The organism is Mycobacterium sp. IDUB_19, assembly GCF_055419445.1.
Window position 1 is genome coordinate 1 of the sequence record NZ_JBVAXR010000016.1, and the last position, 12,110, is coordinate 12,110.

The following is a 12,110-nucleotide window of genomic DNA, read 5'->3' on the forward strand; positions in this document are numbered from 1 at the left end:
GTAGCGTCTGCAGATCCTCCACCGTCACCGACCCTTTATCGACGCGATGCTGTGCGGCCACCCGCGAGTCCCGCAACCGCTCCGCGCGCTCAACGACATTGCGCGCGAATCGGCCGTTATGCATGACATCGATGCCATGCTGGCCATCGGGAGCGCGGTAGCCGCGCAACGTCGCACATGCGGCGTTTAGTGCCTCGGCCGTAGCGGGATCGAGAACCGTGGCGCGCGGTTTGCCGTAGCGGATCGCGATTTCCACCAGCTCGTCGGGTGTGTAGGACTCGAACCGCAATTTGCGGTTGAACCGGCCCGCCAAACCCGGGTTCACGGTGAGGAACTCGTCGACTTCCTTCTCGTATCCCGCACCGATGAAGCAGAAGTCGAACCGGTGCACCTCGAGTGCCACCAGCAGCTGATTGACCGCCTCCATGCCGATCATGTCTGGCCGGCCATCCTGGTGCCGTTCCACCAGCGAGTAGAACTCATCCATGAACAGGATGCGACCCAGCGACCGGTTGATCAGCTCGTTGGTCTTCGGTCCCGACGCACCAATGTGCTCCCCGCAGAAATCGGCCCGCTTGACTTCGACGATCTCCGGATGACGCACGATGCCCAGCCCGGCGTAGATCTTTCCGAGCGCCTCGGCGGTGGTGGTCTTACCTGTCCCCGGCGGTCCGACCAACAGCATGTGGTTGGTCTGGTTGGCGACCGGCAGCCCCGCGGCCAGACGCAGCGCGCGGACCTCGATCTGGTCTTCCAGTTCGGCGACCGCACGTTTGACATCGGCCAGCCCGACTTGGTTGTCGAGTAGCGCGCGACCCTCCTGCAGGAGTTCGGTGCGACGCTCTTGGTGCTCCTCCTCCTGCCGCTGCTGTTCCGACAGCTCGGTGGTGACATCCCACTTGTTGGAGCGGGAACTGATGGCGTCCTCATCGGTGATGACCAGCTGCAGCGCGGGGTCGGCCAGCGCTTGCTTGGCAGGCTCGATCAAGGCGCCGTTGATCGTCGCTTTGGACAACCAGACCTGCGCCTTGGGCTCCTCTCCGAGCTGGCGATGCGCCATCCCGCGCACGTAGGCAAGGTCGGCGGCGATCAGCGGGAAGTCGGTGGGATCGATTGCGGTGACCGCGGTTTCGAGATGGGAACGTCGCGTCTCGGTCGGCCCGCCGAATCCGGCGCGCAACTCGACCCGGTCGGTCCACTCCAGCGCGACCCGGGCCTGACCCAGGTGAGCCGCGGCATGCGCGGCCAGCGTGCAGGTGGCCGCGGTGACCGCCGACATGATGATGGCCTGCGGCGGCAGGATGGCCGCCGCCACCGAGATGACGTCCGGCCAGCGTTGCGTGGCGAACATCAGATAGGACTCGACGTACTGCTTCCACTGGTGGTTCTCCCAGGTGTCGAGCAGCGTCGAATCCGCAAGCAACGCTTCGGCTTTCTCATACTGGCGATCGTCGATCAGGGCGCTCGCCAGTGCCAGGCCGGCATGCGAGGCCTCGGTCACCGAAATCGACAGATACGGCCCGGCCTTTATCGGGGCGGACAAGCGTGCGCCTATCCGGTTGGTCTCCCGATGCAACCGGGTCCCGTAGGTGTAGAGCTGCTCGACCGTCGACAACGCTTCGTCACCCGCGGCGATCCGGCCCAGCCAGGCGTCGGCCATTGACGGGTCGACCTCGGTTGCTTCCCGGAACCGTGCCGCTGCTCCGGCGACATCGCTGTCGAGCAGCGCCATCGCCGCATCGAAATACTTGCGCGCGGCAGCCGGCGTGGTGCTGCTGGTCATGGGGTGTCCACCGCTTCGAGATCAGGGGTTCGCAAGGCCATTGGTTCCGACGATACGTACCTATTCTCGGCGCGGAACAACTCCACCTCGACCGAGTGCAGGTGACCGGCCGCCGTCACGTCCACCGTCGCGGGACCAATCTGGGTGATCAGCACGTTGGCGGCCCCCCGGTACGGCTCGCCCGGTCCTCCTACCGAAATCAGGGTGCTCGGTCGCGGCGCCGGCGACATGCTCCCGTCCACGACGCTCACCGTGGTGCCCGACACCGGCTTCGCCTGATCGGTCACGGCGACGTCAGGCATCCGAACACTGGCCCACCGCTGCATGTTTCGAGTGTGCACCGTGATCCGCTCGCCGGCACCGGCCAGGCGGATGATGAACCGCTTGGCCAGCGCGTCCTCCGCGGCGATGTGCACCCGGCTGAACTCCCCCGCGTCATCGAGCGGCAGCAGCATCCGATTCCCGCCGGTGACCTTGCCGAGCAGCACACCCGACGGTCCGATCGGGACTACGAGCGGCCCGTGCAGCACACCGCGGCGTATTCCGCGCAGCGCCGGCAGCGGACCACACAGATTGGCCGCGACGGCGTGCGCCTGCTCGCCCCGCAGGGTCCGCAACCGCATGCTCAACGACGCCGTCGGTGGTTGAGCGCTGCGCACGGTCACGGTGGCGGTGGCGGTGCCGTCACTGAAAAGCGTGACGTTCTGCACGATCCCGTCCACCCGTGCCGACCACGCTTCCGCCAGCCTCTCCGACGTGATGTCGCCGGGCCGGTACCAGTAGGTCGTCAACCAACCGCTGTCGCCGCGCACCGACCGCCAGCGCCTATTCGAGACATCCAGCGCGGAGCGGCCCAATCGCCGCTCCATCTCGACGATGTCGGTGGCCGTCGCGACCTTGGCACGGATGCCGTGTTGGCGCATGGCCGCACTGATCCGCTGGGCTGCCGCGAGCGTCGCGGTGCCGACCGAGGTGCGCCCGCGCAGCGCCTCGACATTGTCCAGGGCGGAAATCCGCACGATGAGCCAAGTTTCGCGCTGCCCGGCATAGGGCGGTGTGCCGATCAACGTGTCATACACCCGCGGGTAGTCGCCGGTGCTGCGCCGGCGCGCCCCGGCCGTGACGACGCTGAGCGATTCCAGGGTGAGGCCGAGGCTCTGGTGCAGCAGCGGCAGCAGCTCGGTGACGTCGAAGGAGTTGTCGGTGTACGTCGCGGTCGACCCGGTGAACAGCGTTGGCGTATGCGCCTTCCCGAGCAGCTGGACCGCGGCAACCGCGACGCCGTCCTGGTACCGGATGCCGCCGCCGGCACGGTCATTGGCGACGGTGAGCGGCTCGCTCCACCAGATCGGCCGACGGCGCCGCAACCACAGGATCAGCCAGGACCACAGCGGCTGACCCCGCCATCGGATGACGCCGACGGCGATTCCGATCACCAAACCTGCTGCCGAGCCGGGGTATCCGCCGACTGCCCAGCCGGCGACGGCGGCAACAAAGATGGCGACGATGATCGTCAGCTTCGTCGCGGCTGTCATCGCTCGCGCCGTGCTCGAACGATCAGCGAGACCACCGCGATGGCGGCCAACACGACGCCGGCGAATACCAGCGCTACAGTGCGGGCGCGGTGATCCGGTGGTGGCGGCGGCGGGGCCGGGTGGACGATGCGGCTGGCGGCCGCGGGTGGAAGTCGGTCGCCTGCAGGCACATCGAAGGTCAGCGCGGCGACCGGGTCGACGACGCCGTAACCAACCTGGTTGTCGACTCCGCGTGGTGGGTTGTGCGCGGTCTGCAGAATCCGGTTGATGATCTGGTGCGCGGACAGTCCCGGGTATTTGGCTCGCACCAGCGCGGCCACCCCGCTGACGTACGCCGCGGAAAAGCTGGTTCCCCAGAACGGCATGTTCTTCTCGCCCGGGCGGATCGGCGGGTAGGCATTCGCCGGCCCCCCGGTTTCCGGGGACAGTCCCATGATTCCGACGCCCGGTGCCGCTGCGGCCACCCAGGGTCCGGCCAAGCTCTTGTTGATCGGTGCTCCGGTGTTGTCGACCGCTCCCACCGACAAGACGTAATCGGAGAACCAGGACGGCGACGACACCGTCTTGACTTGGTGCCAGTCGCGCGGGTCGGACGCGTTGAGGGGGTCGAATGACGGGTTTTGGGCGCAGCCGTCTTCGCTGTCATTGCCTGCCGCGGCGACGATGACAGCATCTTTCACCGTGGCGGCGTACCAGACGGCAGCGCCGATGGCGCCCTGATCCAGCGGGTCGGCAGCCGAAACGCACGCTGTCACACTGATATTGATCACCTTGGCGCCCATGTTCGCGGCGTGCACGATGGCGCTGGCCAGTGTCGCGATGGTGCCGGCTTTCTTGCGGCCCTCAAAGTCGCCGCCGCCGGGATTCACCGGCTCGAACGCCCGCGAGGACTGGCGGATCGAGATGATGACCGCGTGGGGCGCGACTCCGGCGACTCCGTCGGGCGCGCCCGGGGGCGGTGGCGGCACCTCGGGATCGTCGGGCTGGCCAGGCGCAGGGTCCCCGGGCCCGTTCGACGGCGCGTCGGGCGGCGGCGGTGGTGGCGGCGGCGCCACGGTTTGCGTGATCGTCACCGGCGAGGGCGGCGGCGGAGGTGCGGGTGGCGGCGGTGGTCCACCGGGCGGCGGTGCACCGGCATCGGTCGGTGGCGGCCCCGCCGGCGGTGGAAATGCCGGGGCGCTCGGCATCGGCGCGGGCATTGGAATTCCCTGCGGTGCAGCGCCGATCAGCGACGCCACGACGGTTCCGTGCGCGTCGCAGTCGCTGAGACCGTCACCGCCCATGATGTAATCGCCGCCCGGCACCACCGGCAGCCGCCGGCTGGGATTGATGCCGGTGTCGATGACTGCGACCGGCACCCCGTTGCCGGTCGAGTACTGCCAGGCCTTGCTGACGGTGAGCATCGTGAAGCCGGGCGCGGGCAGGGCGACGTTCGGATCGGCGACAGTAATCGTTCGCGCGCAGGCAAAGCTCTGCCGCATCGGCTGATCGGAGGCCGGCTTGCCGTCGACCGGTACCCGGCCGGGATCGACGACCGGCGGTGGAATCGACTGTGCCGCAGGAAGTCCCGCGATCAAGGCAACGAGCAGGCTCGTCAGCGCCGTGGCGGCGACCCGCTGGGTCACTGCGCGAGCGGTGAGCACCATCCGGGTCATCGCATGCGCACCCAGGTGAACAATCCGCCGATCCATGCGGCCAGCGGCAGGGCCGCGATGATTGCTGCTATCTCCACCCATTCGGCGGTCATGCGCACCAGCGGAGTGAACCTGGTGATCGGCACCAGCAGCGCAGCCAGCAGGCCCGCGCCGCCGAAGGCGGCCAACACCAGCGCCCCCCACAGCACGCCGTAGCCCGACGAAGTCGGCTCGTGCACAACGTATTTGACGACACCAACGCACAGTGCCGCGGCGGCTCCGCATACCAGCGCGATCGCCTGTCGTTTGTCGGCGAACGCCCGCCCGCGGCTGATGAAGATCACCACGAAAAGTCCGGCGAGCGCGGCGGCCGGAACGCTCCGCTCATGGCCCGGCATCAGGGTGGCCCACGCCGCGACAGGAAGCGTCAGCCCGGCTCCCACGCAGATTCCGGTCAGGACGTTGTTGGCATGGACGGCGGCCAGCGCGATCTGCGCACCGCGGGGCGTGGTGTCCGAATTCGCTTCCTCCTCGGCACCCTCTTCGACGGGCGATACCGCGTCGGCCGGCAGGCCGGCGCTACGGCGGAACAGATCGCGCCCGGTGATCGACCCGAAGTACGGCGGCCGGATCCTCGCGACCCACAGCGCGATCGTCGGGGACATCGTCAGCAGCAGTAGCAGGGCGACAAGGGTGCACATCCCCAGCCATTGCACGGGAACCGGCCACCACATCCGGGCGGCGGCGGCGGCGCCGGCGAGTCCCAGTACGGTCACCGCGGTCGCGGCCACATTGGCGTGACGCCCGGTGGCAGAAGCAATTCCGCACGTCAGCACCGCACCGGCCAGGGCGGCGATAAACGCATGCGCAGCCCCGAGGGGGCCGGGAGCGCCGCCCGCGAGGCTCACCGTGATCAACGGCAACGCGATCCAGCCGAGTCCGTCGACCATGTCGACGCGACCCGGCCACCACCGCCATACCGTGGCCGCGCCACCGGCGATCAGCAGACCGGCCACGCCGGTCACGATGGCGGGGATCAAGGAGTCGGTCGAGAAGCGCTGGCGCACAGCCAGTCCCAGCAGCGTCAGCGAGACCATCGCCAGGATGACCAGCGCGGTGCGGGCAGCGGTCCTCAGGGTTACCGGCTCGAACAACGCCTTCCCGACCCGAGCCAGGCCGGTGGATAATGACTCGTACTGCGGCTCGAATGATTCACCCGCTACCGCGGGAACCAGCGTGAGGGTGGCGCCGTCTTCGACGCCGAGTTCGTCAAACGTCTTGGTGACGTCCAACCGCACCCCGTTGGCCTTCTGCAGTTCGTACCCGATACCGGGCTCGAGTCCGGTGAAGCCCCGGCGTTTGAGTTCCTCGTTGAGCAACTCCACGACGTTGTCGATGAAGGCCTCGATAGGCACCGAGGCGGGATACACCTGGGAAACCAGGTGTTCTCCACATACGACTGCAACCGCACATCGGGCTGGAAACGAAACCTTACCCTGGTACGGGGCCATTAGCGCGGCCTGTCGGCATCTGGAATGTATTTGTCAGCCAATGCCGCGGTGATTTCGAATATGCGCAGCCGGGTCTTCTTCTTCAACTCGTGCTGCGTATCGATTATCCCGCCCTTGGCGAGAAAAGGGTCATACGGCATGAACTCGACCGTCGCACCCGATTGCGCGAAACGCTCAGTGAGATAGGTACGCGCCTCGGCATCGTACTTATCGCGACTATCGTTCAGGATGACCATGCTGCGAGACACCAACTCGTGATAGCCCATCGAGCGCAGCAGGTCGATCGCACGGGTCACCGGGAGCGAGGTGTCGGCGGTGAGGCCGGAGACGAACACCAGGGTGTCGCACGCGTCGAGCACCGCCTTCATCACGGGGTGCTCGAGGTCGTCGGAGGTATCCACCACGATGACGGTGTGGGTGCGGCGCAGCCGCGACAGCACCCCGGAGAACATCGAAGCGACCAGCGGCCGCGGCTGATCCGACGCTCGGTTGCCGGCCAGTACATCAAGGCCAAGGCTGTTCTGCCCCAAGTGTTCCCGGATATCCGCGTAGCCCTGGACATCGGTGTCGTTGAGCACCGCCGCGTAGTCGCCCGGCGGTGATTCGTCGATCCGGCCGGCCAACGTGCCAAAGCCGGGAGCGGCATCGATCGCGACGACATTCTCGGGCCGGCATTCCCGGAACACCGCACCGATGCATGCGGTCATCGTCGTTTTGCCGACGCCGCCCTTGCCGGAGATGACCCCGACGACGTACTGCTTCCGGATATGGCGCCGAATCCGCTCCTGCAATTCTCGATAATGCCGTTCGGACGGCGATTCACCGAAATTAATGGCATGGCCCGTCACCTGGTAGAGGAATTTACGCCAACCTCCGCCCGGTGGAATTTTGCGCGGCGCGACCATATCGGAAATGCGTAATGTTCCGGATACTGAGTCTTGATTCTGGTAGCGCGCGGCGGGCGCTTCTCGCCTGGTCGGCCCGCCTTGTTCCGGCGAATTGGATGAGCCCGTCCACGGATTTGTCACGATGCCGATGCTATCATTTTCGCACTACCCTTCGACTACACGACTTTTCGGTACGAATGCCATTCTTGGTGGGCAGGTAGCCGGCGCACCATATGGTTGATCGCAGAACCGATGTTGTTCTTGGTTCCCGGGGCGATGATCATCCACTTCTTGGCGCCGGAGGGAACGTGTTCGGCGACCAGGCGCCCTTCGGGGGTATCGATGATCGTCACCGCGCCCTGTTCGACGTAGGTCCGCATGGGCCCACCGCTGTCCACCCCGGACTGGATCGCGACGATCGAGGCCTGCGCCGATCGGCCTGGGTCGGTCGCTAGTTTCAACAAGTGCACCTGATCGGCTTCGAGGCCCTGGTTGCCGAGGAATTCGTGCAAGGCTGCCTCATCGGTGGCAGCAGCACGCATGGCATCCGCATCCAGCGTGACCGGCCGCAAAGGCGCGGGATCGCTTGCGCCGCAAAGACGCTCGATCTGCGAGTTGAGGGCTGCGCTGGCCGTGCCCTCGTTGTTCGCGATGCCGGCCCCGCTGATCCGGACCAGGTCTCCCGATCGTTCGATGGCGACCCACCAGTGCGCGAACCTGGCCAACAGCGCTCGCGCGGGTTCGCCGTCATCGGGCAGCCGGAAGTGCATCATCAGCCCGATGTCGCGGCGCGACAGCACGGTCAGCCACTCGACGATCGCGCCGTCGACGGAGCCCGTCTCATCGATAGCCCCGGCCGCCCGCAGTTCGGCGGTCGCCGGGTGTTGCAGCGCCTTGTGCTTGGGCTCAACGCTGGGCAAGTGGGGTCGTAGCCCCATTTCGGGAGCCAGGACCTCGATGCCCGTGAGTACCTGAAGGACCCACAGGCCGTCCAGTGAAGTGGTTAACACGGTCTTCCCTCAAAAGCCAAGTGCGGGGCGCACGCTTGCGTGCGCCCCGCCAAGCCGGGACTACGCGCCGTGAAAGAAGGCGCCGATCTGGGTGTCCGCATTGATCGCGTTGTCATGCACGGTGTTCACGGTGTGCCCATGCAGGCTGACAGTCTGGATCATGTCCTGCAGCCCGTGCAGCATCTGCTGTTGTGCGTCGAAGAAGGCCGTGGCGCCGTGGCCCTGGAAGAACTCCGCCAACGACTGAGTGATGTGAAGAACGTCGTCGTGAATCTCCATCAGCTGCGCGGCCTGCGTGGCGATGTCACCGGAAAGGCCGCTGACGGCGGCGTGGTTGTAAACAATCTGATCTGACATGTTCGTAGTTCCTTAAGTTAAACAAGCTTGGCTTTTGGGATTGGCGGAATGCCGACTTAGGTGGACTGTCCGCCGCCGAACACGCCGTTGAAGCTATGTGAGGAATCCGCCTCGTGGTGTTCCATCAGCGTCGCCGACTGGCCGAGGCCGTGCGCCAATCGGTTACCGCCGGCCATGATCTGCTGCAGGTCGTGTTGGATTTGGCCCGCCGTGTTCAGCGACGTCGACCCGGCCGGCCCGGCCCACCCGGTGGCGCTGACGATGTTCTCGTGGCCGCTCAGATACTGATTAGCGATTACGGCCGCCTCTTGCAGCCGCGTTTCAATCCGTTGCTTCGAACTGCGTAGCAGTTCCGGTGTGACAACCGTGGTCCCCGCCATGTGTTTCTCCCTTGATTTCCGTAGGCTCCCCGACCTGGATATGGGTAAGAGTGTAGACAGGGATCGGGGTCTGTCACTTCAGTTCTATGGCCTGCTGCACAGGCGTTGATTTACCCATTCCCGAAAGCCGCAAAACACCATGTCAAAGGGTGCTGGCGCCGTCGGCCGAGCCGTCACCGTCGGTATCGGATAATCGGACGTCCCACCGGCCGTCGCCGTCGGTATCCACGTAACCGGTCACACCGTTCTGATCCGCGCACAACACCCGGTCGGCCACCCCGTTGCCATCGATATCCACCAGTCGGTCGTCCGGGCGGCCGTGCCCGTCGAAGTCGACCAACGGACCGCCGGTGTGCTCGACGCCGTCGAGCCCGCGCCAGCGCAGTCCCCCGCCCCGGTCAACGGCTACCGCCCAAGTCCCCGACCCGTCGTCGGTGAAGTACGCCTCGGGCGTGCCGTCGTTGTCGAGGTCGAGCACGGCGTGATCGACCACTCCGTCGCCGTCGAAGTCCGCCAGCGCGTCATCGCGCATTCCGTCATGATCGAAGTCCAGCCCGATCGATTCGAGGCGGCCGTCGTGGTCGAGATCAAGGTCGGGTTGGCCGTGCCAGACGGCTGCGGCGCCACCGTCCCCCGCAATGCAGTAGTCCATGATTTTTCTGACGTCTTCTGACCGCCGCCCGTTCCCGGGCGATCGCCGCCACCAGTTCAGGCCGCGTCACTGTGGTGCGCGAAACCAAACCGGTGGGTCCTTGGTTAGGTCGACATGACTATCCACGACGCGCATGGTGTCCCGGAAAATCTGTGGCTGCGAGTACACGAGAACTTCCGATCGATAGTTGATAGTTCCCGACACGTGGACCGTCATGGTATTGGGATCCAGATCGTAGGTCATGTCTTGCGTGCTCTCGATATCTTCGATTTTCTCGCTGTCGTAGTCGACGCCGGGTTTTGGTGGCGGGCGTTGGCAACCCTCTTTGGGACAGCACTCCGGCGGCTTGGCTACCCCGCGGTAGCAGAAGTGGATCTTGCCGTCCACGGCGGCCAGGGCGGCCTGACGCCCGACATCGTTGAGCGCGACAGTCGGCTGGATCACCGGCCGGTTGGTCGCCGGGGCAGTGAGCGCCTCGAGCAGCACCGATTTCGGCGGCGAGGTGACATCGATATAGCGATTGGTCGATCCGACCTGAACGACGCCCGGAAAAACCGCGATGGGATTGGAACCGTTCGTCCCCGCGCCATAAACCGCAAGGGTTTTCATCGCTTCAACCGCATTGGGTGGATCATCGATGGCTATCGCGGCGGTGGTGGCGTCGAGCTTCCACTGGCCGTCTTTCTTATGTACCCAGATAACGACCTGGGTGGGCGTGACGCCGAATTTCGCGGACAGTATGAGGCGCTGGGTGTCGGGTGGGGTGTTCGGTTCCTGGGTCGGATCGTTGGTGACGTTGATGTCGGTGATCGGTGTGGTGGCGAGTTGAGCACGAAGCACCTTGTCGGTGAGCAACTGTGGAGTGGCGGGCTGGTCTCCGCCCAGCGACACCCCGGTGCGGGCGTCGCCGACCGCGAGCGCCTCCAGGTAGTGCTGCCCGGCCAGCCTGGCGGCCTCGCGGTCCTGCTCGGCCCGCTTCGCCGCGTCGCCGCCGATGATCTTGCTCGCCGCGAATATCCCCACTCCGGCGACCACGGCCAGCACGGCCAGCACTGAAAGTGCTAGCGCCACAGGGCGTTTGCGGCGGCGCGGCGGTTCGGGACCGGCATTGAACGGTGCCGACGCGCCCCATGGAGGCGGTGGCATTGGCGGACCGGGGTATCCCGCCGGAGCGGGCGCCATGACATGGGCCCGGGGCGGCATGACATCGCCGCGGGGCGGCGCGATCGGTCGGGTAGCCTCGGCCGCCGCGGCGACGGGCAGCGTTTGTTCGGATGCTGGGGCCGGGGTCGGCTGGCCAAGCGGCGGAGCGTGCCCGGCGCGGACATCCGGCAAATGTGCGGCCAACGCGGCGGCGAAGTCGGCGCAACGGTCGAACCGTTCGGCGGGGTTTTTCGCCAGCGCCCGCGCGAAAACCGGATTGGCGCCGGCGAGATCGGGACGCAACCCGCCGAGTAGCGGCGCTGGCAAAGTCAGGTGGGCGTTGATCACCGCCACCGGGCTGACATGAGGAAACAACTTGGCTCCGGTGAGCAAATAGTAGGCGGTTGCGGCCAGCGCATATTGGTCCGCGCGCCCATCGAGTGGCCTACCCGACAACTGTTCGGGCGCACAGTAATAAACGGTGCCCACCGTCATATTGGTCGCCGTCAGACCGGTGGTGTCGTCGACGGGCCGGGCAATGCCGAAGTCGCACAGCAGAATCCGTGGTGGGCCGCCGTCATCGGGACGGCTGATCATGATGTTGCCCGGTTTGACGTCGCGATGCAGCAGGCCGCGGTGATGCGCGTGGTCCAAGGCCGCGCCGACTGCGGTCACCACCGCCACCACTTCCGCGGCCGGCATCCCACCCGGGTACTGCCGGTCCATCAGCTCGCCGAGGTCGGTCCCGTCGACGTAGTCCATGGCGATCCACAGCTGGCCTTCGAACTCGCCGCGATCCTGCACGCCGACGATATGGGGATGCCACAACCCCGAGGCCAGTTCGGCCTCGCGGTTAAACCGTTGCTGATAACCGGGATCCGCTGACACCTCGGCACCCAACACCTTCAAGGCCTCGAAACGCGGCAGCCGCGGGTGGCGTACCAAGTACACCTCACCCATACCGCCGGCACCCAACAGCCGCACCACGGTGTAGCCCGCGAACTGCTCCCCCTCACTTAACGGCATGCGCGCATCTTAAGCTCGTCCAAAGAATGCGGCGCGTGTTTATCCATGGCTGGCGGTGCGGGCGAATACCGGCGGATCCTTGGTCAGGTCGACCGTACCGACAAGGTTCTGGGTCACCGTGAAGTCGGGGACGCCAGCGGCGTGACCCTGATAGACCATGCCGCCGCCAATCGCGACGACCATCGCGTTGGC

The 12,110-nt window shown here is 66.2% G+C and carries 10 protein-coding genes; all 10 read right to left on the bottom strand.

Annotated features, from left to right (window positions below; genetic code table 11):
* The coding region (eccA, locus tag ACZY0B_RS14670) for a type VII secretion AAA-ATPase EccA (protein WP_463764855.1) at positions 1-1,783 on the bottom strand (1,783 nt) is incomplete at its 3' end.
* The gene (gene eccE, locus ACZY0B_RS14675) at positions 1,780-3,318 is read right to left on the bottom strand and encodes a type VII secretion protein EccE (protein ID WP_463764856.1); all 1,539 of its coding nucleotides are present in this window, start codon (positions 3,316-3,318) and stop codon (positions 1,780-1,782) included. The genes eccE and eccA, both read right to left, overlap by 4 nt.
* Entirely contained in the window at positions 3,315-4,964 is a 1,650-nt protein-coding gene (gene mycP / locus ACZY0B_RS14680) for a type VII secretion-associated serine protease mycosin (RefSeq protein ID WP_463764951.1), read from the bottom strand. The genes eccE and mycP overlap by 4 nt, the downstream gene beginning before the upstream one ends.
* A 5-nt stretch (positions 4,965-4,969) precedes the next feature.
* Positions 4,970-6,463, bottom strand: a complete 1,494-nt coding sequence (gene eccD / locus ACZY0B_RS14685; protein WP_463764857.1) for a type VII secretion integral membrane protein EccD — start codon at positions 6,461-6,463, stop codon at positions 4,970-4,972.
* Positions 6,463-7,491: a MinD/ParA family ATP-binding protein gene (locus ACZY0B_RS14690; protein ID WP_463764858.1), complete on the bottom strand. Its 1,029-nt coding sequence runs from the start codon at positions 7,489-7,491 to the stop codon at positions 6,463-6,465. The genes eccD and ACZY0B_RS14690 overlap by 1 nt, the downstream gene beginning before the upstream one ends.
* A 35-nt stretch (positions 7,492-7,526) precedes the next feature.
* Positions 7,527-8,360, bottom strand: a complete 834-nt coding sequence (locus ACZY0B_RS14695; RefSeq protein ID WP_463764860.1) for an ESX secretion-associated protein EspG — start codon at positions 8,358-8,360, stop codon at positions 7,527-7,529.
* Positions 8,361-8,420: 60 nt separating this feature from the next.
* Entirely contained in the window at positions 8,421-8,717 is a 297-nt protein-coding gene (locus ACZY0B_RS14700) for a WXG100 family type VII secretion target (protein WP_463764862.1), read from the bottom strand.
* A gap of 56 nt (positions 8,718-8,773) precedes the next feature.
* Positions 8,774-9,097: a WXG100 family type VII secretion target gene (locus ACZY0B_RS14705; protein ID WP_463764863.1), complete on the bottom strand. Its 324-nt coding sequence runs from the start codon at positions 9,095-9,097 to the stop codon at positions 8,774-8,776.
* 142 nt (positions 9,098-9,239) lie between these two features.
* The gene (locus tag ACZY0B_RS14710) at positions 9,240-9,749 is read right to left on the bottom strand and encodes a pullulanase (protein ID WP_463764864.1); all 510 of its coding nucleotides are present in this window, start codon (positions 9,747-9,749) and stop codon (positions 9,240-9,242) included.
* Positions 9,750-9,815: 66 nt separating this feature from the next.
* Entirely contained in the window at positions 9,816-11,918 is a 2,103-nt protein-coding gene (locus tag ACZY0B_RS14715) for a serine/threonine-protein kinase (RefSeq protein ID WP_463764865.1), read from the bottom strand.
* Between the last annotated feature and the right edge of the window lie 192 nt (positions 11,919-12,110).